At 65.3% G+C, this 22241-nt stretch carries 15 protein-coding genes and 1 tRNA gene; 8 read left to right on the top strand and 8 right to left on the bottom strand.

Annotated elements, in window-relative coordinates:
• Window positions 1–151 precede the first annotated feature (151 nt).
• The 5 genes from C1717_RS02765 to C1717_RS02745 are packed head-to-tail and all read right to left on the bottom strand — an operon-like array spanning window position 152 to window position 8037.
• Window positions 152–3058 (bottom strand): FtsW/RodA/SpoVE family cell cycle protein, encoded by a 2907-nt coding sequence (locus C1717_RS02765; protein WP_102371705.1) that lies wholly within the window; start codon window positions 3056–3058, stop codon window positions 152–154.
• Window positions 3058–4698: a Stp1/IreP family PP2C-type Ser/Thr phosphatase gene (locus tag C1717_RS02760; RefSeq protein ID WP_245859378.1), complete on the bottom strand. Its 1641-nt coding sequence runs from the start codon at window positions 4696–4698 to the stop codon at window positions 3058–3060. The genes C1717_RS02765 and C1717_RS02760 overlap by 1 nt, the downstream gene beginning before the upstream one ends.
• Entirely contained in the window at window positions 4695–5108 is a 414-nt protein-coding gene (locus C1717_RS02755) for an FHA domain-containing protein (protein ID WP_102371704.1), read from the bottom strand. Before C1717_RS02755 ends, C1717_RS02760 begins: the two co-directional genes overlap by 4 nt.
• Window positions 5109–5113: 5 nt before the next feature.
• Window positions 5114–6190, bottom strand: coding sequence for an FHA domain-containing protein (locus C1717_RS02750; protein WP_102371776.1), 1077 nt, complete (start codon window positions 6188–6190; stop codon window positions 5114–5116).
• A 2-nt stretch (window positions 6191–6192) separates the two neighbouring features.
• Complete coding sequence (locus C1717_RS02745; protein ID WP_219722258.1) at window positions 6193–8037, bottom strand: serine/threonine-protein kinase; 1845 nt, start codon at window positions 8035–8037, stop codon at window positions 6193–6195.
• A gap of 318 nt (window positions 8038–8355) precedes the next feature.
• Here C1717_RS02745 and C1717_RS02740 point away from each other — a divergent pair, with 318 nt between their 5' ends.
• The 6 genes from C1717_RS02740 to C1717_RS02715 all read left to right on the top strand — a co-directional run bounded on the left by C1717_RS02740 (window position 8356) and on the right by C1717_RS02715 (window position 17204).
• On the top strand, window positions 8356–8550 hold the full coding sequence (locus tag C1717_RS02740) for a hypothetical protein (protein ID WP_102371702.1): 195 nt from the start codon (window positions 8356–8358) through the stop codon (window positions 8548–8550).
• 122 nt (window positions 8551–8672) lie between these two features.
• Entirely contained in the window at window positions 8673–11093 is a 2421-nt protein-coding gene (dnaX, locus tag C1717_RS02735) for a DNA polymerase III subunit gamma/tau (protein ID WP_180965814.1), read from the top strand.
• A 98-nt stretch (window positions 11094–11191) separates the two neighbouring features.
• Window positions 11192–11512 carry a YbaB/EbfC family nucleoid-associated protein gene (locus C1717_RS02730; RefSeq protein ID WP_219722257.1) on the top strand — a complete coding sequence of 107 codons (321 nt, stop codon included), beginning with the start codon at window positions 11192–11194 and terminating at the stop codon, window positions 11510–11512.
• An 80-nt stretch (window positions 11513–11592) separates the two neighbouring features.
• A complete protein-coding gene (gene recR / locus C1717_RS02725; RefSeq protein ID WP_102371699.1) occupies window positions 11593–12189 on the top strand; it encodes a recombination mediator RecR in 597 nt (198 codons plus the stop codon).
• A 408-nt stretch (window positions 12190–12597) separates the two neighbouring features.
• The gene (gene nifJ, locus C1717_RS02720; RefSeq protein ID WP_102371698.1) at window positions 12598–16137 is read left to right on the top strand and encodes a pyruvate:ferredoxin (flavodoxin) oxidoreductase; all 3540 of its coding nucleotides are present in this window, start codon (window positions 12598–12600) and stop codon (window positions 16135–16137) included.
• Between the two features lie 311 nt (window positions 16138–16448).
• Complete coding sequence (locus tag C1717_RS02715; RefSeq protein ID WP_245859375.1) at window positions 16449–17204, top strand: NUDIX domain-containing protein; 756 nt, start codon at window positions 16449–16451, stop codon at window positions 17202–17204.
• 132 nt (window positions 17205–17336) lie between these two features.
• Here the strand turns inward: C1717_RS02715 and C1717_RS02710 are convergent, their stop codons facing one another.
• Window positions 17337–18107: a type III pantothenate kinase gene (locus C1717_RS02710; protein ID WP_102371697.1), complete on the bottom strand. Its 771-nt coding sequence runs from the start codon at window positions 18105–18107 to the stop codon at window positions 17337–17339.
• Window positions 18108–18389: 282 nt separating this feature from the next.
• On the opposite strand from C1717_RS02710, the gene C1717_RS02705 reads away from it, so the two are divergent.
• Window positions 18390–19550, top strand: a complete 1161-nt coding sequence (locus tag C1717_RS02705) for a LacI family DNA-binding transcriptional regulator (protein ID WP_245859373.1) — start codon at window positions 18390–18392, stop codon at window positions 19548–19550.
• 24 nt (window positions 19551–19574) lie between these two features.
• Here the strand turns inward: C1717_RS02705 and C1717_RS02700 are convergent, their stop codons facing one another.
• Window positions 19575–20228, bottom strand: a complete 654-nt coding sequence (locus C1717_RS02700) for an HAD family hydrolase (protein ID WP_180965813.1) — start codon at window positions 20226–20228, stop codon at window positions 19575–19577.
• A 220-nt stretch (window positions 20229–20448) separates the two neighbouring features.
• Between C1717_RS02700 and larE the strand changes: the two genes are divergently transcribed.
• The gene (gene larE / locus C1717_RS02695) at window positions 20449–21420 is read left to right on the top strand and encodes an ATP-dependent sacrificial sulfur transferase LarE (RefSeq protein ID WP_102371695.1); all 972 of its coding nucleotides are present in this window, start codon (window positions 20449–20451) and stop codon (window positions 21418–21420) included.
• A gap of 570 nt (window positions 21421–21990) precedes the next feature.
• On the opposite strand, the gene C1717_RS02690 is transcribed toward larE, so the two are convergent.
• Window positions 21991–22066: transfer RNA gene (locus C1717_RS02690), tRNA-Phe, on the bottom strand.
• Window positions 22067–22241: the final 175 nt, after the last annotated feature.

Raw genomic sequence — 22241 nt, 5'->3', positions numbered from 1 at the left:
ACAACCTCTGCGTCCGCACCCTTGTTAAGGACGGACGTGATTACCTCTCGTGCGGTCGCGGTCGGCATCCCGGTCGCGCGCCCCGCCTGCTCGGTTCGCGGGCGTCTTGCTTCCCGCGTTCCCGTGCGTTCGCTCCCTATCGCCATGCGCCTCAGAGCCCCTGGGCGGCGAGCGCCGCAGCGAGGACCCTGCCCGCGACCGATGCGGCCGAGTGTCCGTGCTCCGAGTAGTCCTCGATAACAACGGAGATCGCCACGGTCGGGTTATCGTACGGCGCGAAGCCGATGAAGGTCGAGTTGGTGTGCTCCGATGAGGTCTCGGCGGTACCGGTCTTGCCGGCAACCTGCACGCCCGAGACGCTCGCGGCGCTGCCCGTACCGCTCTGGACCACGCCGAGCATGGCCTCGGCCACCTGGCTGGCGGTGTCGGAGCTCACGGCTTGTCCGAGGGAGCGGCTCTCGGTGGTGGAGACCACGGTGCCGTCGGGCGAGAGTACCTGCTGCACCACATAGGGGTTCATCACGATGCCGTCGTTGGCGATGGCGGCGGCGATGACGGCGTTCTGCATGCAGGTGACCTGCGGGCCGGGCGTATGGCCCTGGCCGACGGGCTGGCCGGCGCCCGCCCAAGCGAGCTCCCATTCGGTCATCTCATCGGGGTCGGGCATGATCGAGGGCGTGGTCGTGAAGTCCAGGCCGAGCGACTGCCCAAAGCCGAAGGCGCGCGAGAACTGCACCATGCTGTCCGCCCCGGTTGCGACAGCCACCTGGCCGAACGCCGTGTTGGCGGAGAGCTCGAAGGCCCGGCGCAGGCTGATGGTGCCAAAATTCAGGCGGTCGATATTGGTCACATCGGCACCGCCGATTTCGAGCGCGGAGGGGGCATCGTACTCGGAGTCGAGCGTGGCGGTGCCCGTCTCGAGTGCCGCGGCGAGCGTGACCGCCTTGAAGGTCGAACCGGGCGTGTAGAGCGCCTGCGTGGTCCGGTCGTACTCGGAGGAGTCGGACGAGCCGTTGGCGCGCACGGATTCGATATCGGTGTTGTCGTAGGTGGGCGAGCTCGCCTTGGCGAGCACCGCGCCCGTGCGGGGGTCGAGCACCACGATGGCGCCCGTGTAGCCCTCGAGCGCCCGTTCGGCGGCCGCCTGGATGCGCGAGTCGAGGGTGAGCACCACCGAGTTGCCCGGCTGGGCCACGCCGGCAAGGGACATGAAGGCGTTTTCCCAGCTGGAATAATCAACCGATCCCGTGAGCGTGTCGTTCATGGTGCTCTCCACGCCGGAAGATCCGTAGCGCGTGGAGTAGTAGCCTACGGTGTGCGCGGCAAGGTTGCCGTTGGGGTAGGAGCGCACGTAGGTTCCGTCGCCCTGTGCCACGGATTCGGCAAGCGTCACGCCGTCCGAGGTGATGATCGACCCGCGCTGGATGTAGGCCTGGCGCGCGATGGTGTGGTTGTTGCTCGGCATGCTCCGGTACTCGTCTGCCTTGATCACCTGGATGTAGGTGAGGTTGCCGATGAGCACGGCGAACACGGCGGTGAACAGGAACACGGTGCGCGTGAGGCGCTTGGCGAGGGCAACGCGGCCGAGCACGCCCGACTCGGGCGTGTCGAGCAGGCGCCGGCGCATGCGAGAGCCGGGACGTGCGTGCGAGCCGCCGATCGAGCCCGAGGAGCCGGGGGTGCGCTGTCCGCCAAAGATGCGCGTACCCACGGCGCTGAGCGCAGGCGAGCCCGCAGCGGGCGCCTTGGGCGCATCGGGCATGGCGGTCATGATGCCCGTGCCGGTGAGCTCGGTCTCGCGGCCGGTTGCCTCGTCGCCGGCGCGCATGAGCAGCGCCACGATGATGAAGCTCGCCAAAAGCGACGAGCCGCCCGCGCTCATGAAGGGCAGGGTCACGCCGGTAAGCGGGATGAGGCGCGTCACGCCGCCCACGATGAGGAAAGCCTGGAAGGAGATGGCGGCGGTGAGGCCCGTCGCGCTAAAGGCGGCCAGGTCGCTCTTGGCGCGCGCCGCGGTGGTGAGCCCGCGCACGGCGAAGAGCATGAACAGCAAGAGAATCGCAGCGCCGCCGAGAAGCCCCATCTCCTCGCCGATGGCGGAGAAGATGAAGTCGCTTTCCACGACGGGGATGGTGGTGGACATGCCTCGTCCTATGCCCGTGCCCATCAGACCGCCGTCGGCAAGCGAGTAGAGCGACTGCACGAGCTGGTAGCCGGCGTTCTGCGGATCAGAGAACGGGTCGAGCCAGATGGCGAAGCGCGTGCGCACATGGCCCATGAGCTGGTACATGCCAAAGCCGCCGATACCCAAAAGCAGCATGCCGATGATCACGTACGACACGCGGCCCGTGGCTACGTAGAGCATGATGAGGAAGAGCGTGTAGAAGAGCAGGGCGCTACCCAGGTCGCGCTCGAAGGCGACGACCGCCAGGCAGATGCCCCACACCACGAACAGCGGAGCCAAAAGACGCAGGCGCGGAATCTTGATGCCGAGCACGTTGTGGTTGGAGATGGAGAGCAGCTCGCGGTTCTCGGCAAGGTAGCCTGCGAGGAAGAGCACGATGAAGACCTTGGCGAACTCGCCGGGCTGCACGGTGAACGAGCCGATTTCGATCCAGAGCTTCGAGCCGTAGCGGTCCACGCCGATGAAGATCGGCAAAAGGAGCAGCACGATGCCTGCGATGCCCAAGGTGTACTTGTACCGCTTGATGATATCGAGGTTCTTCACGAGTGCGAGCGTGCCCACCATGAGCCCGATGGCGACGAACAGGTACACGATCTGGCTCATCGCGATCGAGGAGTCGAGCCGCGTGATGAAGGTGATGCCCACGCCGGAGAGGGCGAAGACGATCGGCAGAATCGCCGGGTCCGCCCCGGGGGCGAGGAATCGAACGGCGATATGCGCCGCGGCGAAGCCGGCGAAGAGGCCGAGCGGCACGGCGAGCGTGGTGAACGATAGGGCGGTGCCCGTGGTCACCACGTAGAGGGCGTAGAGCAGCGTTACGGGGAACGCAGCGCCGATGAGGAGCATGAGCTCGGTATTCCTGCGGCTACCCATCAGGCATCGCCTCCCTGGGGTGCTGGTTCAGCGGGGTCAGCGTCGGCCGCGGCATCCGCTGGAGCCGCTTCGTCTGCTGCTGGCGCCGCAGCGGCGTCCGCCCCGCTTGCGGCGGCATCGTCTTCGGTGGATGCGGCGTCCCCTTCGGTGCTATTGCGGATGGCCTCTGCGTCCTGCGCCTGACGCGTCATCTCGGCATCGATCTGCTGGCGGTAGCTGGAGAGGGTGTCGCGCGCCTCGTCCATGCTGGCTTGCGGGATGCCTGCGCGCAGGCGGTTTTGCGTGTCTTCGGGCAGGTCTTCGATGTCGATGGTCGTCGAGTCGGAGAGGCTGTAGAGGTCCAGGCCCATAAAGCTCGCGGGAACACCTGAGTAGATGGCCACGTGCCCATCGGAGACACCGAGGAACAGCGAGTTGGAGATCATGAAGAACGCGATGGTGCAGGCGAGCGCTATGGCTGCCAGCAGACTGCCGAGTGCGATGAGGAAGTTGCGCTTGCGGCGGCGTACGAGCTCGCGCATGCGTCCGTCGTCCACTACATCGACCACCACAACGGTCACGTTGTCGCCGCCGCCGGCATTGAGCGCGGCGTCGACCAGGTTGTCCGTGCAGATCTGCGCGGTTGGCGACTGCGTGGCGATGCTCTCGATCTCCCCGTCGGAGATCATGCTCGACAGGCCGTCGGAGCACAGGATGAGACGGTCTCCCTCGATGATGTTCAGCTGGAAATGGTCGGCGTACATGGCGGGGTCGGAGCCGAGCGCACGCGTGATGACCGAGCGGTTGGGGTGCACGCGCGCCTCGTCTGCCGTGATCTCGCCGGCATCGACGAGCTCCTCCACATAGGAGTGGTCGTGCGTGACGCGGATGAGCGTGCCCTCGTGCAGCAGGTAGGCGCGCGAGTCGCCCACATGCGCGATGGCCATCGTGGTTCCCTCGATGTAGGCGGTCGTCGCGGTGCAGCCCATGCCCGCCTTGCCCAGGCCGTTCGCGGCGGCCTCGATGATGGCGGAATTCGCTGCTTCAACGGCGGCGGCCAGGCGTATGGGGTCGGCTTCCTTGGGCGCGAGCTTGGCTATGGTCTCCACCGCTATGGACGAGGCGACCTCGCCGGCGGCGTGTCCGCCCATGCCGTCGCATACGCAGAAGAGCGGCGGCTGCACCAGGTAGGAATCCTCGTTGTGATTGCGCACGCAGCCCACGTCGGAGCGAGCGCCCCACATGAGCGTGGTGCTTGTGCCGGCGTCGTAGGTCGAGTCGGTCTCGATGCGGTCGTCGGTGATGGGGGCGAAGCTCTGTGTGGAGCCGGGATCGCTCAGATGCGCCTCGACGAGCGATACATCGATCTCGGCGGTGGTATCGGGGCGGGGGAGCGGTTGCTCATCGCTCGGCAAATCGCTCATACCTGCGGAAACGTTACGGTCGGTTGGTGCGTTGGCGTCCATTGCGGTCGCCTGACCACCGCCAAGCGGCTCGAACACTGCGGCGTTGCCGTGAGCTCCCACGCCACCCTGAGCCGCAGCGCTGCCGTGCGCTTCCACGCTCGGGTACTCCACCGGCGCGGCATGCGCGCCGATTGCCGGCGCCCCGACGGCCCGGGGGTTCTGCTCGTCCGGATTTATGTGCTCGTCGGGCATCATCGACGGTTCACTTTCATCACGACGTCGCCGATCTGCACCTCGTCGCCCTCACGCAGGGTGGCGGGCTCCACGAGTTGACGGCCGTTCACGAGCGTGCCGTTGAGCGAGTTGAGATCCTCGATCACCAGCGCGGGCCCCTGCAGCGAGAAGCGCGCATGCGAGGCCGAGACGAACGGCTCGTTGATGCAGATGTCAGAGCTGGGCGAGCGGCCCACGATCACCGGACCGAGCATGTCGACATGGATGCCGCGAATGCCGCGCGGCCCCTTGTCGACGTCGATGGTCCAGATGGCGGAGTCGCGGCGCTGGCCGCGCACAAGTCCCACGCCGGTTTTCATGACGGCGAACAGGAAGATGTAGAGGATCACCACCAGGACGATGCGCCCTATGAAGAGGATGACGTCGATCATGTCGCTCAGCTCCTGAACTCAAAGGTCGAGAGGCCGAAGGTGAGCAGGTCGCCGTTGCGCAGCGGGCAGCGCGTGATGCGGCGGTTGTTCACGAGTGTGCCGTTGGTGGAATTGAGGTCCTCGATGGACCAGTCGCTGCCCGTGGCCATGAGCTGGGCATGACGGCGCGAGACGTTGGGGTCGCGCAGGGCCACGTTGGAGACCGCGCGCTCGCGGCCGACGATGCACACGGGGCCGGTTACCTCGAAGGTATCGCCTGTGACCACGTCGACGAGCTGGGCCGTGGCTTGCACGGGCGAGGGGTTGCGGGTGCTGGCCATGTTGGAGGCGACGCTTGCCACGCCGAGCGCGGCGCCCGTGGCTGCCGCCCCGCCCACGCCGGCCATCGCCTCGCGGGTGATGGTCTTGGGCACGGGGATGGGCTGCGCCGGATCGGGCATCGAGGGGGCGAAGGGGTCCACCGGGGCGCTTGCCAGGTTCGAGGCAGCGCCCGCCGCAGCGGCACCGGCAGCGCCGGCAGCGCCGGCGGGGACGGCGTCCACGAGCGGGAGCGGACGCATGGCGGGTCGCGCGACGTTCGCAGACGCCGGCATGCCCTGCTCCGCCCGCGGCTGCTGACGCGGCATGGGCGCTTCCTTGCTGCGGTTCATGGCCTCGTTGTTGCGGAAGTTCTGGGCAAGGCCCTTCTGGTAGGCGCGCTCCTCTTCATACAGGCGGCCGAGCGTGGGCGCGTCGACGTTCTCTGCAAAGACCGAGAAACGACCGGCTTTGAGCTCGGGGTCGATCATGAAGCGGACGAGCGGCTCGCCCACGAAGACATAGCGCTTCTTCTCGGCCTGGGCCTTCACGAACTCGCTCACCTCGTTGGAGAGCTCGGGATAATACGGCGCCATGAAGGAGTCGTCGTCGCCGGAAATGAGAATCGTGTAGAGCGCCGGCGCCGTGTTGACGCCATTGACCACGAGAGTGGCGTCTTCCATCTCGTGCGCCGCCTGCTTGGCGAGCTTCTTGAACGAGAACGGCGCGCGGGCGGCCCCGAAGATTCCGGCCACACGGTCCTCGAAGACGGAAAGGAAGTTCACGATCAATCACCCTCCGGGAGGTCTCTTAGATAGCCCAGTGCATACACATACATGCAGACGATTATAGAGGATAGCGCGCCCACGCCCAGAGCTATGGCGATGCGGTACGTCACCAAGCTGGCAATTTCCACAGGGTGTGCAAGACAGAGGAGCAAAACGACCATAATCGGCGGCAGCGTACTAGCCGCGATGAGCATGGCGTTTCCGCGGGAGTTCTGCAGGTTGCGCGCGTGGCGGTCGAGCAGCAGCGCCGTTGTCGCTGCGGCGAGCGCGGCGAGCGCGGTGGAGCTCCAGAGCGCCGGGTGCGCGAGGGAGGACGCGGCCTCTGCCGCGTCGAGGAGGCCGCCCGTCGCGAGTGCGGTCTGGAAGAGCCGGGCGAAGGGAATGCCGAGCACGCAGCTGGCCGCGGCGGGTGCGGCGGGCAGGGCGCAGCCGGCGAACACGGCAACGGGTCCGCAGAAGAGCACGGGGTCGCCCGTGACGGCGGAGAGGGCGGCGAACGCGGCGAAGACGGCCGAGCTAGCCGGGAGCGTGCGGCCCCAGGCGTACCACCAGCCGGCGGCGAGGGCCACCGTGAGGGCGACGGGCGCGAGCGCGCCCACGATCGGGGTCGCGCCGAGCACGAGCATGACAAAGCCGGTGACCACGAGCGCCGAGCCGATCGCCGGGGCGATGGCTGCCGCGGCTCCGATGGCGACGGCCGCCGCTGCGAGGGCCGCCCCCTCCGCAAGTCCCAAGGCGGCGAGGAGCGCAGCGGCCGCTCCGGCTACGGAGACGCCTGCGACGGCGCCTGTTACCAGCGCGCGGGCACGATTGGTCCTGCTGCCGAGCCAGCCCTGGGCGGGGTCGAGCTCCCATACGCGGTCGCGCCGCGCACGCGTCGTCTCGCCACCGGATTCCTCGGCATCGTCGTCTGCGGTGAGGCGTGCGATGATGCGGGCGAGGCTGCGGCGGCCCTCGCGGGCATTGCCCAGGTGGGCGCCGAAGAGATCGCCGAAGTCGCTTATGGTGGCGGGGCGATCGTCCGCGTTGGGCGCGAGGGCGCAGAGCAGCGCGTCCTCGGTGTTCTGGGGGATGTCCGCGAGCAGGCTCGAGGGGTAGATGACGCCTTTCTCGATGCGCTTGAGCGAGTCTGCCGGCGTGCCGGCGCGAAACGGCGCGGTGGCGCAGAGCGCCTCGTAGAGTACGGCTGCCAGCGAGAACACGTCGCTGCGCTCGTCCACGACCTCGCCGCGCAGCTGCTCGGGCGCCATGTAACCGATCGTGCCGCCGCGCGCCCCGCCAAAGCCGGCTGCGCTCGTGAGGGTGGCCATGCCGAAGTCTGTGAGCTTGATGTGGCCGTTGCGGTCGATCAGCACATTGGCGGGTTTGATGTCGAGGTGCAGCACGCCGTTCTCGTGCGCGAAGGCGAGTGCCTGCGCGAGGGCGTCGGCGACCGCTGCCGCCTCGTCGTAGGTAAGCGAGTTGCCCTCCACGCCGGCGAGGAACTCCTCGAGCGACATACCGTCGATGTACTCCATGACCAGGTAGGCATAGGCGCTGTCATAGGTGAAGTCGATGACCGACACGATGTTGGGGTGCTGCAGCATGCTTGCGGTGCGTGCTTCGGCGAGTGCGGCGTCGCGCGTGCTCTCGGGCGCGGTGCCCATGGGCGAGGAGAGCGGGATGCGCTTGATTGCCACGCGGCGTTGCAGGCGCGTGTCGAGGCAGACCTCCACGCTGCCAAAGCCTCCCGTGGCGCGGGTCTCGAGCGGACGGTAGCGCCTGAGCAGCGATGATGCCGTGGCACCGGGTGCCTGCGTGCGGGAAGCGCCCGCGTTTCGGCGGCCGAGCGAGCCGAGCGGCACCGACGGCCCCTTTTGGCTGCTGGCGACCTCCGCCCCCTTGGCTGGGGAGCCTGCTTGCTCGGGCGAGGCGGCACCGGGCCCGCGCCAGACGGGCTGGCGCATTGATTGGGGCTTATGCGGCGGGAACAGCGGCATGGACGGCATGGCCTTTCGTGCGTGTGTGGTGTGATTCGGTATGCCTTTTTGCTATGGTACCATGCCGCCGCCCGTGCCCGTGCGCCGGGGTATCATAGGGGGACGCTTGCGGTGCCGCTCGGCGGCGCCGCGGCTGGACCCATGGCTGGACCCTCGTGATTGTTGGAAGGAAGGACGCTCGGCATGACCGACGAGCAAAGACTTGCCGCATACGATGAGTTCGCCCAGGGCGTGCGCGCGGAGCTCGCCCAGGTAAGCGAGCGCATGGACGACCTGCGCGCGCAGGACAAGGTCAAGACGGCGACCTACCGCCAGCTCTTCGCCGCGCGCATCACGCTCAAGGACATCGACCGTCGCCTGCAGGAGCGCGGGCTGTAGCGGAGGCGCCGCGTCCGATGCGCCGCCCTGGGATGGCGCTCGCGCGCAGGCGTAACCTGCCCGAGGGAACACGACCGATTGCAACCGCCTGGCGGCTGCATGACCAGAAGAAGGAGTGGCACATGGAGTCGCTGTATAGAAAGTACCGCCCGCTCACGTTCGAGAGCGTCGTGGGCCAGCAGCACATCGTCTCCACGCTCGAGCACGCGGTGATCGAGGGCAGGCTCAGCCATGCCTACCTGTTCTGCGGTCCGCGCGGCACGGGCAAGACCACCATGGCGCGCATCCTCGCCAAGTCGCTGCTCTGCGAGGGCGCCGAGCAGGCGCGCGCCCAGGGTGGCTCGGGCTGCATGCCGGACGGCACCTGCCCGGAGTGCGCGGCCATCGCCGAGGGCACGCACCCCGACGTCTACGAGCTCGACGCCGCGAGCCGCACCGGTGTGGACAACGTGCGCGAGGAGATCATCAGCTCGGTGAACTTCGCCCCGGTGCGCGGCGCCTTCAAGATCTACATCATCGACGAGGTCCACATGCTCACGACGCAGGCCTTCAACGCCTTGCTCAAGACGCTCGAGGAGCCGCCTTCGCACGTGGTCTTCGTGCTGTGCACCACCGATCCTCAGAAGATCCCCGAGACCATCCTCTCGCGCTGCCAGCGCTTCGATTTCCACCGAATCGGCAACGCCGACATCGTGGGGCGGCTCGCCTACATCTGCGAGCAGGAGGGCTTTGCCTACGACACCGAGGCGCTCGAGATCGTGGCCAAGCATGCCCGCGGCGGCATGCGCGACGCGCTTTCCACGCTTGAGCAGCTGTCGGTCTTTGGCAACGGGTCGGTTCAGGCTCCCGACGCCCGCTCGCTTTTGGGCGAGGTGTCGGGTGCGGTGCTCGAGCAGTTTGGTGAGGGCATTGCCGAGCGCGACGTGGCACGGCTGTTTGGCATGGTCCGCACGCAGGTGGACGAGGGCAACGACCTCCTGGAGCTTACGCGCGACCTGGTCGCGCATATCCGCGATGTATATATGGTGCGCGTGGCAGGCTCTCGGCCGGAGCTGTTCGAGGGCGCGATGGTAGACGTCGACGCCCTCGCCCGCGAGGCGGAGCTCTTCGGCAGCGCGGATCGGCTCGCTCGTGCGTTGACGGTGCTCGATGATGCGGTGCTGGAGATGCGTACCGCCGCCGACACGCGGCTGGTGCTGGAGATCGCGCTGACCAGGCTTGCGCGCCCCGAAACCGATCTGACGATGGAGGCGCTCGTTGAGCGCATTGAGCGCCTGGAGGCCCGGCTCGCCGGCGATACCCCCGCGGCTCCGCTCGCTGGATCGGGGCTGCAGGCGCTCACCGGCGCTGTTCCTACAACGGCACCCGGAGCCGGCGCTTCCGTCGCGCACGCGTTCGCTCGCTCTGCTTCCGGTGCTCCTGCCGGCGCTGGTTCCGTATCGACCGCGAAGCCTGCGGCTGCTAAGCCGCCCGTACCCGCCGCATCGCCCGTTCCCGCCGAGTCGCCCGCTGCCCCGGCATCGCCTGCGCCGGAACCCGCTGCCCCGGTGCCCGCTCCCCAGCCGGCACCGCAGGTCGCTGCATCCGCACCAGCCTACGCCCCCGCCCCCTCCGCAAGCGTTGCGAGCCCGCAGCCTGCGACTTCTGCTGCTGCGACCAAGCCCGCCGCCCCCGCGGCGAAGCCTGCGGAAAGCTCGGCGCCCGCCTCTGCGGCCGCGGTCGCTGCCGCTGCCGGGCCGACCACGCCTGCCGTGACTGACCAAGGCGAGCTCCAGCGCAAGTGGCAAGATGTCGTGCGCCGCGTCGTTGCGGCCAAGCCCTCGTGCGGCGCGCTGCTGCAGAGTTCCCGCGCTTCCGCGGACGATGGCACCAGCCTTACCGTGAGCTTCCCCGCCGGATCGAACTTCGCGATGGTGATGGTCGGCCGTCCTGACATGCAGAGCGTGATCCTGCCCCAGGTGACCTCCGTCTTCGGTGGACGCTCGGTGCGCTATGTCATGGGCGGTGCCCAGGATGCGCCCGCCGCGCCTGCGACGAAGCCAGCGGCTTCTTCCGGGTCGGCGCCTGCGCCGGCTCCCGCGGCCCCAGTTCCCGCGGCACCGGCTGCTGCGCCCGCCCCAGCTGCCACGCCCGCTCCTGCCGCGCCAGCTCCCGCGGCACCCCAATCCGCTCCCGCTCCGGTACGGACTCCTGCCAACTCCAATGACGCGGCGCCTGTGGTCGACCAGGTAAGCAGCCCGACCTTCATCCCCGAGCCCGGTGATATCGACGAGCAGCGCCGTGCTTGGGAGGATGAGCAGGTTCCCTACGACGACGATGCCATCGCCTCCTACGAAGAGGGCGACCTCCCGCCGTTCGACATGCCGGCGTCGTCCCCAGAGCCGGCTGCGGCCCCCGTGCAGGAGAATCCGGCTCCAACGCCGGAGACGACGGCGGCGACTGCCTCGGGGTCGGGCCTCATGGGTGTCGACATGGCGCCATCCGAGGTGAAGTCCGTGCTCGACAGCGTCTTCGGCGACGGCGTGATCTTCAAGAAGGACTAGCCTGCCCTTGGGCGTCGTGACGGTTCGTTCGTGGTACGATGCTCGCGGAAGATAGAGAGCCGTCTTTTGTAGGTGGCGTGCACAGAAACGGAGTCCCCATGGCTCAGATGAACATGCAGCAGATGATGAAGCAAGCCCGCAAGATGCAGGAGCAGATCGCTGCCGCACAGGAGAGCCTCTCGCAGGCAACGGTCGATGCGTCTGCCGGCGGCGGCATGGTGAAGGTCACGGTCAATGGCGAGATGCAGATCACCTCGCTCAAGATCGATCCCGAGGCGCTCGATCCCGAGGACGTCGAGATGCTCGAGGACATGATCACCGCCGCGGTGAACGAGGCCGTGCGCGGCGTTGCCGAGATGGCGAATCGCCAGATGGGCGCCATCACCGGTGGCCTTAACATCCCGGGGATGCCGTTTTAGCGTTTGATTGATGTGACGGTGGGAGCCTGCGGCCGCCTTGCCCAGGCTCTCTCCGTTTGTGTTGAGCAGGAGAGGCTAGCATGGCCAGCAACCAGGATCTTCAGCGGCTGCTCGATGAGCTGGGCCGCCTGCCGGGCATTGGCCCCAAGAGCGCGCAGCGCATCGCCTACCACCTGCTCGAAGCCGATGCCGAGGAGGCACGCCGTCTGGCCCAGGCCATCCTCGACGTAAAGGAACACGTGCACTTCTGCAGCCGCTGCTTCAACTACGCTACGGCCGATGAGTGCCCCATCTGCATGGACGGCATGCGCGACCGCACCCGCATCTGCGTGGTGGGCGAGCCGCGCGACGTGCAGGCCATCGAGCGCACGGGTTCCTACCACGGCCTGTACCACGTGCTCGGCGGCGTGATCAGCCCCATGGACAAGATCGGTCCCGAGCAGCTGCACATTCGCGAGCTGCTCGCGCGCCTTGGCGAAGAGGACATCCAAGAGGTCATCATCGCCACCAACCCCAACATCGAGGGGGAGACCACGGCGAGCTACCTGGCGCGCACCATCAAGCCGCTGGGAGTGACGGTGAGCCGCCTGGCGAGCGGCCTGCCCGTGGGCGGCGACCTCGAGTACGCGGACGAGCTCACCCTCGGCCGCGCCATCGAGGCCCGGCGCGCGCTGTAAGGTGCTCGGCGAAACAACCTTTTAAAACCGGAAGCTTAGTGGCCGGCCTCTGCAAATCGTCGTCGCTCGACAGCGTTCACGCCTACACCGTTGTCTTCCCACAATAGCGGTTATCGAACACTAGAAAAACACGCAGGTGGCGTGTCCCGCGACACATGTCATTCAGATTCACGCATACGCCCCGCGCGAACGCGGTACAATAAACACGCATGTGGATTTCTGTGGCCAGACGCGTTCGACCTCATCGCCGGTCGCGCTTGGACGGGGTCGCTCGGTGTTGCCAGCATACCGTATGCCAGACAATGCTCCGCACCCTCGATGGTTGCAGATTCGGCCACAAGCGCCGTTGACTAACCGGCTAGCACGGGCTGCCGGGGACTGTATACCTACACGAGAGGAGAGGGGTATATGGCGCGTAAGTTCAAGTCCATGGACGGCAACGAGGCGGCCGCATACGTATCGTATGCGTTCACCGAAGTTGCGGGTATCTACCCGATCACACCGTCCAGCCCAATGGCCGACCATGTCGACCAGTGGGCGGCTCAGGGCAAGAAGAACATCTTTGGCACGAAGGTGAACGTCATCGAGATGGAGTCCGAGGCTGGCGCCGCGGGCACCGTCCACGGCTCGCTTGTCGCGGGTGCGCTGACCACCACCTACACGGCCTCCCAGGGTCTTCTGCTCATGATCCCGAACATGTACAAGATCGCGGGCGAGGGCCTGCCGGGCGTGTTCCACGTGTCCGCCCGTACGGTCGCGAGCCACGCGCTCAACATCTTCGGTGATCACTCCGACGTCATGGCCTGCCGCCAGACCGGCTTCGCCATGCTCGCCGAGACCAATGTCCAGGAGGTCATGGACCTCTCCGCGGTGGCTCACCTTTCCGCCATCGAGGGCAAGGTGCCGTTCCTGAACTTCTTCGACGGCTTCCGTACCTCGCACGAGATCCAGAAGGTCGCCGTGTGGGATTACGCGGACCTCGCCGAGATGTGCGACATGGACGCCGTCCAGGCCTTCCGCGATCACGCGCTCAACCCCGAGCATCCGCACAACCGCGGTACGCATGAGGACGGCGACGTCTTCTTCCAGCACCGCGAGGCCTGCAACACCGCCTACGACAAGCTCCCGGCGGTCGTTGAGGACTACATGAACAAGGTGAACGAGAAGCTCGGCACGAACTATCACCTGTTCGACTACTACGGCGCCGACGATGCTGAGAACATCGTCGTGTGCATGGGCTCCTTCTGCGACACGCTCGAGGAGGTCATCGACTACCTCAACGCCCATGGTAAGAAGGTCGGCCTGGTGAAGGTCCGCCTGTATCGTCCGTGGTCTGTCGAGCACTTCGTGGCCGCGCTGCCCAAGACCGTCAAGAAGATCGCCGTGCTCGACCGCACCAAGGAGCCGGGCTCCATCGGCGAGCCGCTCTACGAGGATGTCGTCGCTGCTCTCTACGAGGCCGGCCTCTCCCAGGTCGAGGTCATCGGTGGCCGTTACGGCCTCGGTTCCAAGGACGAGCCGCCTGCGGCTGCGTTCTCGGTCTACGAGGAGCTCGAGAAGGACGAGCCCAAGCGCGAGTTCACGATCGGCATCGTCGACGATGTCACCAACCTCAGCCTCCCCATGGACGCGGACGCCCCCAACACGGCTGCCGAGGGCACCATCGAGTGCAAGTTCTGGGGTCTCGGCGGCGACGGTACCGTGGGCGCCAACAAGAACTCGATCAAGATCATCGGCGACCACACCGACAAGTACGTCCAGGCCTACTTCCAGTACGACTCCAAGAAGACGGGCGGCGTGACCATCTCGCACCTGCGCTTTGGCGACAACCCCATCAAGAGCCCGTACTACATCAACAAGGCTGACTTCGTGGCGTGCCACAATCCCAGCTACATCGTCAAGGGCTTCAAGATGGTCCGCGATGTCAAGCCTGGCGGCACCTTCCTGGTCAACTGCCAGTGGAGCGACGAGGAGTTCTCGAAGCACCTCGGCGCCGATGCCAAGCGCTACATCGCTAAGAACAACATCAACGTCTACCTGATCGACGCCATCGACCTGGCCGAGAAGGTCGGCATGGGCAAGCGCACCAACACGGTGCTGCAGTCCGCGTTCTTCGCGCTCGCCAAGGTCCTCCCGGCTGAGGAAGCCCTCCAGTACATGAAGGACGCCGCCGAGAAGTCCTACGCCAAGAAGGGCCAGGCTATCGTCGAGGCCAACTGGAAGGCCATCGACGCTGGCGCCACCGCGTTCCGCAAGTTCGAGGTGCCCGCTGACTGGGCTACCGCCGAGGACGAGGCCGTCGAGGCCGAGCTCAAGGGTCGTCCCGAGCTCATCGCCCAGGTCAAGAACATCATGCAGCCCATCAACCGCATGGAAGGCGACAGCCTGCCGGTGTCCGCGTTCATCGGTCACGAGGACGGTCAGTTCGAGCAGGGCGCTTCCGCCTACGAGAAGCGTGGCGTGGCCGTCATGGTGCCGCACTGGGATGAGACCAAGTGCATCCAGTGCAACCAGTGCTCCTATGTGTGCCCGCATGCGACCATCCGTCCGTTCGGCCTGACCGAGGACGAGATCGCTGCCGGCCCCGAGGGCATGCGCACGCTCGACATCAAGATGCCCAAGGACACGGGTCTCAAGTTCACCATGGCCATCAGCCCGCTCGACTGCATGGGCTGCACCAACTGCGCGAAGGTCTGCCCCAAGGGCGCTCTCACCATGGTGCCGCAGGAGCAGGAGCTCGAGGAGCAGAAGACGTTCGACTACTGCGTCGAGAACGTTGCCCCCAAGCCCGTGCTCGAGGCCGCCAATGTCAAGGGCAGCCAGTTCAAGCAGCCGCTGCTCGAGTTCTCCGGCTCCTGCGCCGGCTGCGCCGAGACCGCGTACGCGCGTCTCGTCACGCAGGTCTGCGGTGACCGCATGTTCATCTCCAACGCCACCGGCTGCTCCTCGATCTGGGGCAACCCCGCTGCCCGTTCGCCCTACACGGTGAACAAGGACGGCCATGGCCCGGCGTGGAACAACAGCCTGTTCGAGGACAACGCCGAGCACGGCCTGGGTATGTTCCTGGGCTATGAGGCTGTCCAGAACAAGCTCGTTGCCGAGACCGAGGCTCTTATCGCCGCCGACGGCACGCCCGAGGCTGTGAAGACCGCTGGCCAGGCTTGGCTCGACGCCAAGAACGACGCCGAGGCCTCCAAGACCACGGCCGCTGCCTACGTCGAAGCGCTCGAGGCCTGCGGCTGCGATGCCGCCAAGGCGATCCTCGCCGACAAGAGCTACCTCACCAAGAAGTCCTTCTGGATCTTCGGCGGCGACGGCTGGGCGTACGACATCGGCTTCGGCGGCCTGGACCACGTCCTGGCGTCCGACCACAACGTCAACGTCTTCGTCTTCGACACCGAGGTGTACTCCAACACCGGCGGCCAGGCCTCCAAGGCCTCGAACATCGGCCAGGTTGCCCAGTTCGCCGCTGCTGGCAAGCGCACCAAGAAGAAGAGCCTCGCCGAGATCGCGATGAGCTACGGCTACGTGTACGTGGCGCAGGTTGCCATGGGCGCCAACCCGGCTCAGACCCTCAAGGCCATTCAGGAGGCCGAGGCCTACGATGGTCCGTCCCTCATCATCGGCTACGCTCCCTGCGAGATGCATTCCATCAAGAAGGGCGGCATGCAGAACTGCCAGGCCGAGATGAAGAAGGCTGTTGAGTGCGGCTATTGGAACCTTTTCCGCTTCAACCCGACTGCCGAGGTGGGCAAGAAGTTCACGCTCGACTCCAAGGAGCCGAAGGGCGGCTACAAGGAGTTCCTGATGAACGAGGCTCGCTACGCGTCGCTCGCTCGCGTGCTGCCGCAGGAGCAGGTCGACAAGCTCTTCGAGGAGAACGAGGAAGCTGCCGTCGCCCGCTACCAGCACCTCACCAAGCTCAAGGATCTCTACGCTGAGGTCTAAGGGATCATGGATTCCACGGGTCGATAGGCTCTGAACGGAAGCCCCGGGGCACTTGCCTCGGGGCTTCTTTTGTATGCGGTGGGGTGCCTTTCGATTTACGGCCTGCTCCGCGTCTCGCCGCCCAAAGCATCGCATGAGCGACATTTGTATGGCTATTTCGATTGATTTTGACGTTCGTGCGATGGTTTGCTTGTTCTCGTGGGAAAGGGGCGTGGGGCGCGACCCGATTGCCTGGCTCTCCGCTGGAAAACCGGACGACTGGGTACAAGACGCTTGTATGACCAGAGGGCGTGCAACCGGGGGAGGATCATATGTCCCAAGACGAGAACCAGATGCTGGATGAGCAGGTAGCGACGAGCTCTGTCGTAGAAGAACCGTTCGAAAGCGGTGCAACCGGCGCTGAGTACGAAGACGGACAGGCCGTGGAGGCTGATGCCGGTGAAGAGGAGGGCCATCTGGTCCCCGGCGACGAGGACGAGCGCGACGCCGGCCTGCATGAGGAGATCCTTTCGCAGGAGACGGTTTGGCGCGGCAAGATCTTCGATATCGAGACCATGGAAGTCAAGCTTCCCAACGGCCATTGCTCCCGTCGCGACGTGGTGCGTCATTGCGGCGCCGTTGCCGTGGTCGCGCTCACCGAGAATGGCAAGATCGCCGTGGTGCGCCAGTACCGCACGGCTCTCGACCGCGTGACGGTGGAGATTCCGGCAGGCAAGATGGATCCCGGTGAGGAACCGCTGGAGAGCGCCAAGCGTGAGCTCAAGGAGGAGACGGGCTTCGTCGCGGGGAAGATCGCCTATCTCACCACGATCGCTACCTCGGGTGGCTTCACGGACGAGCTCATCCACATTTTCTTGGCCACGCAACTCTCCTTCGAGGGCGCCGAGCCCGACGAGGATGAGTTCCTCAATGTGGACCTCGTCGATGTCCAGGAGCTTGTGGACGCGGTGCTCGACGGCAAGATCGAAGACGCGAAAACCGTGGTAGGCGCGCTTGCGTGCGACGTGATGGCGCACCGCTTGGCTGCAGACGCCTTCGCTGCCGAGGATGATGCAGGCGAGGAGTAGCGCGCGGTTCCTGCTGAGAAGCCGCGGCTTGAGAAAGCGGGGAAACGGCCTCTAGAACGCGGGGGATTCCAAGGCTAGGCGCGGTTTCATGCCGGATTCGGAGGAGCCCCTGCAGATGGAGGGCAGATGTGCCTAGCGATCGCGCATGCGGCGAGCGATCTCGGCGATACCCTTCAACGTGAGCTGCTGGTCGATGACGTCGAACACATCGGTTGAGTCCGCGACGACGTTCGCCAGCCCGCCGGTGGCGATGACCCGCGCACGCGGCGAGCCGAGCTCGTCTTTGATGCGAGCGACTAGGCCCTCGACCATGGCGGCGGTACCGAGCACCGCGCCGCTCTGCACTGCCTCGACCGTGTCGCGGCCGATGGCGTGCTGGGGAGTATCGAGTGGGATGCTCGCGATGCGCGCCGCCCGCGCTACAAGCGCGTCCATCGAGATGCGGAGGCCCGGCGCGATGGCTCCGCCGATGTAGTAGCCGCGGTCGTCCACGACATCGATGTTGGTTGCCGTGCCAAAGTCGACCACGATGGAAGGAGCGCCGTAGAACTGCTCCGCAGCGACGGCGTTGGCGATGCGGTCCGCGCCGACCTCGGCGGGGTGCGGAGCATCCACGCGTACGACGTCCGCGGTCTGAGGGCCCACTGCCACGACGTTTTGCGTGATGCGCTGCGCCACGGCGCGCCATTCGCTCGTGAGCTGAGGCACAACCCCGGCGAAGGCAATGGCATCGATGCACTCAAGTCGAAGGTCGTAAACGCGCAGGTAGCCGAGCAGACGAACGTGCAGCTCGTCTGCGGTGAACGTACGGTCGGTGGGCATGCGCCAGGAATGAGCGAGCTCGGTCCCATCGAAGAGGCCGAGAGCGGTCTGCGTGTTTCCCATATCGACGGCGAGTAGCATACTGCCTCCCTGGAGGTGGTGGAGCCCGGTGCCGGTAGTTGCGGAGCGGGGCGCTTGGTTGCCGAACATTGTAGCTCAGGTGCTTGCGGCTCGATGCCTGCACCCATGCTGCCTACGAGCATCGTCGCTGAGCGCCGCTGCTTTATGGAGCACTGCGCGCTCGGCAGCATGTGGCTTTGAAGCGTTTCAACTCCTTGGTATACTCAGGGTCCATGGGATTGATGGTCGACAAGATCGATGGGCTTCGGTATGAACGGGGCGAGTGCAAACAGGGGAGGGCGCATGGGCAAGGTGCGAATCGTTGATGTGGCCCGCGAAGCGGGCGTGTCGCTCGGCACGGTGTCGAACGCGCTCAACCATCCCGAGAAGGTCCGGCCCGAGACGAGGAAACTCATCGATGAGGCCATCCAGCGCCTGGGCTACCTGCCCAACCAGAGCGCGCGCTTGCTTGCGGGCGGCCGTACCAACACGATCGGCCTGGTGCTGCCCGGTCTGACAAGCGGCTGCAGCCTGCAGATCGCGAACGGTGCGCGCAATGAGGCGATGCGCCATGGCTACGACCTGCTCGTGATGAGTAGCGACGGCGACAGCGCGCTCGAAGACCGCTACCTCAACTTCTTCGTAGGCATTCAGGTTGCCGGCATCCTGGTGCAGCCCGCGCCGAGCATGAAGCAGCGCGCCGCGGCGGAGCTTCCCGTGCCGACGGTCTACCTCGATGTACCTTGGGTGTCCGACCGGGTTGCCTCGGTTGCAGCGCGCTACCGTGCGCAGGGACGCCTTATCGCGGAGCACGTGCTTGCACGGGGGGCAGAGCGCGTCGCAGTGGTGGGGCGTGCCGAGAACGCGCAGCTTGCCGAACGCCTTGAAGGGATCCGAGACATGTTTCCCGGGTACGGCGACGTCTCGCTGGAGATCTACAACGAGGGAGCAACCTCGGGGTCGGGCGATGGAGCCCGGCTGGGCGCTATGCTCGCCAGCCGGAACGAGCGCGTGAGACCAGATGCGATTATCGGTCTAACGGATGCCATTGCAATGGGTGCGCTTGCCGGCGTGATGGCGGCCGGATGCTCGGTTCCGCATGACATCATGGTTGCGGGATGCGATGGCAACCCGCTGGCTTGGGGCGGGCCCCTGCCGCTCACTACCTGCTCGCCCGCTGGGTACGAGTTGGGTCGTAAAGGTGCGCAGCTCATTATCGAGCGCGTTATGTGGGACGAGGAGCACGCTCGCGAGGCGAAACGCGCGGTGTTGCGGGGTTTCGGCGGCATCGCGCAGGAGGGGCCGCCGGTCGCGCACGAGACGGTTCGTCCGTTCTTACTCGAGCGTGCAAGCACGGCGCGGGGAATCTTGGATCCTTTGGATGTATCGGGGGCCTCCGCAGGCGTCCCAGCGACCGATGTTGCCGCTGGGATTCCGGAATACGATGCGGGGGCGTATCTCTAACAGGGGCGCTTCGCTGCCGGGCTTTTACGCATTCTGTCGTCTGATGGCATTGAGCAGCTTGCTCATGTCCGGAAGCACGTCGGTGCAGAGCGAGCGCAGCTCGGCATCCGGTTGGGTGAGGTCGGGGATCATGAAGACGGGGCAGCCGGCAGCATGCCCGGAGCGCACCCCGTTGATGGAGTCCTCGATCACTGCGCACGCGGCGGGCTCGGCTTCCATACGCTTGCAGGCCAGAAGATAGATGTCAGGATTGGGCTTGCCGTTCTCGACCTCATCGCCGGTGGTGAGGCTTTCGAAATAGTCGAGGATGCCTAAGCGCTCGAGGTTGTGCAAGGTGATCTCGCGCCGCGATGAGGTGGCAACGGCCATGCGGAACCCGGCTTCCTTGAGTGCGGGAAGCGACTCCGCCACCTGGGGCTTGAGTTCGAGCTCCTGGTCGTAGATCAGGGTTTTGCGGGCGCGGTAGTCGGCATAGAGGGTGTCTGCGAACTCACGGGAACCCAGCTTCTCGGCAATCATGTTCATGATGGCTTTGATTGGACGGCCAACAAAGCTGCGAATCATCTCGTCGGACACGGGCGCATGGAGCGCGTCGGCGGCTTGACGCCAGGCGCGTGCACTCAGCGGTTCGCTGTCGATGAGGGTGCCGTCCATATCGAAGAGAATGGTGGTGATCATGCTTGTTCCGTTCGGTTGCTGTTGCATGCGAATACTCGGCGCGCGGTTGAGCGATGTGGGATTTGCTGAAGATGCGCGTCCTACGGCAGCGTAGCCGCTACCATTGTGCCAGAGCTGCCGGCAATCGGCGGCGTCTTCTTGAATTCGTTACCGCTTCGTGATGCGGGAATCGCTTAGGCTTCCCGCCCTGTTGGATGCGGAGCAGATGGGGGCAATGGGGATGGATCGGGTCGAGAGCCGGTATCGCGACAAGTTGCGCGCGCTCGAAGAATGCCTGCTGGGCTACGGGTCGGTGGCAGTAGGTTTCTCCGGCGGGGTGGATAGCACGTTTCTCGCGGCGGTCTGCGCGCGGGTGATGCCCACGCGCGTTCTGCTCGTGCATCTGGCGACGCCCTTTGCGACAACGCCTGAACGACAGTACTCGGCACCGCTCACGGTGACGCCCGGCTGCGAGCGCTCGGTACCGGTTGCGCCAACGGTCGAGTGCGAACGCTCGGTACCGATGGGGGGTGCCAGGGCGGATGCTGCGACGGGCACTTACCCGGACACGGCGTTGGATACCCCGCAAGCCACGAGCTTCGGCCTGCCGCTCGTGACGATCGACGTCGATCCTCTCGGCGATGCGGATATTAGGGAGAACGGGCCGCTACGTTGCTATTACTGCAAGCGTATGGGCTTCGAGCGCATCGTCGAGGTCGCTCGCGAGCGTGGGTTCGCGGAGGTCGCGGACGGGAGCAACGCCGACGACGCCGATGACTACCGGCCCGGCATGCGAGCGATCAGGGAACTCGGTGTGCGCTCGCCCCTTATGGAATGCGGTTGGCGAAAGCCTGAAGAACGCGAGCTGCTGCGAGCTTGGGGCTTCGCGCAGTGGAACCTGCCGGCTGGGGCATGCCTAGCGACGCGCATCCCGTGCGGAGAGGAGCTGGATCTTCGGAAGCTCGCAACGGTTCGGGCGTGCGAGGACTACCTGTACTCGCTTGGGTTGAGCACCGTCCGCGCGCGGCTTATTGGCGGCACGGTGCGCGTGGAGGCCTCAGTGGAAGACCTGCAAGCGCTCTCCACATGGGGCGATATTGCCGACTCCGGCGTCAGCCTGCCCGCGGGGATTGTCGCCGAGCTGACGGCTCGCGCGGCGTGCCCTGTGGAACCCGTTGCCGTACTCTATGGTAAGGGTGGCATGAACGGCTAGCATGGCTGGCACCTCGGGCAGGTGGCCAAGTTGCCAGTATCCATGGGGGACGCGGTGGTGCGTCCGGATGAGGGCCTTACCTATTTCGCACGAGCCGCTGAATTGCATCACCGTCCGTCGTACACTTCTGCTATGAATATACGATCGTAAGATTAATGCAAAAACGAAATGCCAATCGTAAGAATGCTACATATTTTTAAAAATAAACGCATATAAACTACGATAACCAAAAATAAAATGCAGAATAACAACGAAAACAGTATATGAAATGCAATATATTTACGATATTAAATTAAAACGAAGAAAAAGTACGATATAAGAATTTAGAAATGCAGAATAGTTACGATTACAAAAGGTATAACTGCAGAAATCTTACGATAGGCATGTTGAGGTTTGCAAAACATGCGTGAATGCCACTGCTGTAGCGAGGATTGGTGGTAGAAAGACGCGCGATACGCGAGATCGAGATGGGAAGGCGTGAGAAGAGCGCGCAGGGCATGCGGGAAGGCGTGGCGGCGGTTGTGGAGAACGCATTAAAAAAGCCCACACGAGGCGGGCTTGAGTAATCGATGGTGGTCAGAGAGGGAGTCGAACCCCCGACACGAGGATTTTCAGTCCTCTGCTCTACCAACTGAGCTATCTGACCGGGTGCGTTAGCAACTAACGGCTCGATAACTATACCAAATTGCGGCGGGGCGTCAAGCGGCCATTTTGACGGGTTTGAAAATCGCATGAAACGGAGGGCCAACGGCCTTGGTGTTGGGTGCATCGTCGGATGCATCGATGTGGTGCGCAAATCCCCGGCGGGATAATTGCATGCT

Source organism: Enorma phocaeensis, assembly GCF_900186505.1.
In the GTDB taxonomy this organism is placed as follows: Bacteria; Actinomycetota; Coriobacteriia; order Coriobacteriales; family Coriobacteriaceae; genus Enorma; species Enorma phocaeensis.
The sequence above is the reverse complement of the archived record's forward strand: the minus strand, read 5'-3'. Positions and strand labels throughout refer to the sequence as shown.

Bases quoted from the DNA above. Each gene is read 5' to 3' on its own strand.
- C1717_RS02765 (WP_102371705.1), bottom strand. From the start codon at position 3,058: ATGGGTAGCCGCAGGAATACCGAGCTCATGCTCCTCATCGGCGCTGCG.
- C1717_RS02760 (WP_245859378.1), bottom strand. From the start codon at position 4,698: ATGATGCCCGACGAGCACATAAATCCGGACGAGCAGAACCCCCGGGCC.
- C1717_RS02755 (WP_102371704.1), bottom strand. From the start codon at position 5,108: ATGATCGACGTCATCCTCTTCATAGGGCGCATCGTCCTGGTGGTGATC.
- C1717_RS02740 (WP_102371702.1), top strand. From the start codon at position 8,356: ATGACCGACGAGCAAAGACTTGCCGCATACGATGAGTTCGCCCAGGGC.
- dnaX (WP_180965814.1), top strand. From the start codon at position 8,673: ATGGAGTCGCTGTATAGAAAGTACCGCCCGCTCACGTTCGAGAGCGTC.
- C1717_RS02730 (WP_219722257.1), top strand. From the start codon at position 11,192: ATGGCTCAGATGAACATGCAGCAGATGATGAAGCAAGCCCGCAAGATG.
- recR (WP_102371699.1), top strand. From the start codon at position 11,593: ATGGCCAGCAACCAGGATCTTCAGCGGCTGCTCGATGAGCTGGGCCGC.
- nifJ (WP_102371698.1), top strand. From the start codon at position 12,598: ATGGCGCGTAAGTTCAAGTCCATGGACGGCAACGAGGCGGCCGCATAC.
- C1717_RS02715 (WP_245859375.1), top strand. From the start codon at position 16,449: ATGTCCCAAGACGAGAACCAGATGCTGGATGAGCAGGTAGCGACGAGC.
- C1717_RS02710 (WP_102371697.1), bottom strand. From the start codon at position 18,107: ATGCTACTCGCCGTCGATATGGGAAACACGCAGACCGCTCTCGGCCTC.
- C1717_RS02705 (WP_245859373.1), top strand. From the start codon at position 18,390: ATGGGCAAGGTGCGAATCGTTGATGTGGCCCGCGAAGCGGGCGTGTCG.
- C1717_RS02700 (WP_180965813.1), bottom strand. From the start codon at position 20,228: ATGATCACCACCATTCTCTTCGATATGGACGGCACCCTCATCGACAGC.
- larE (WP_102371695.1), top strand. From the start codon at position 20,449: ATGGATCGGGTCGAGAGCCGGTATCGCGACAAGTTGCGCGCGCTCGAA.